Raw genomic sequence first — 247 nt, forward strand, 5'->3', positions numbered from 1 at the left:
CGGTGGAGGTTCTTCTGGGCGCTGGTGCCGGGCGGCAGCACCTGGTTGTCCACGGCCGTAATGCGCTGCACCTGGCGGGTTTCGCCCTGGCCGATCACCGATACGGCGTCCTGGGTGCGGGCGCTGGGCGCGCCGCTGGCGTCGAGGGAACTGTCCACGTCGGCGGCGTGCACATTGGCAGCGCTCAGCGCGATCGCCACGGCGATCGTCAGGGGTCGGTTGAGCATGAGGGTCCGTTACATGATGG

Annotated in this window: 1 protein-coding gene; it reads right to left on the reverse strand. The window is 69.2% G+C overall.

Going from position 1 to position 247, the window contains the following annotated elements; genetic code table 11:
- Window positions 1–227, reverse strand: a 227-nt coding sequence (locus ACQG3P_RS21440) for a hypothetical protein (RefSeq protein ID WP_426806182.1), incomplete at its 3' end; no start/stop codon positions are given.
- Window positions 228–247: the final 20 nt, after the last annotated feature.

It is taken from the genome of Stenotrophomonas sp. SrG, assembly GCF_050031795.1.
GTDB classification, from domain to species: Bacteria; Pseudomonadota; Gammaproteobacteria; order Xanthomonadales; family Xanthomonadaceae; genus Stenotrophomonas; species Stenotrophomonas rhizophila_A.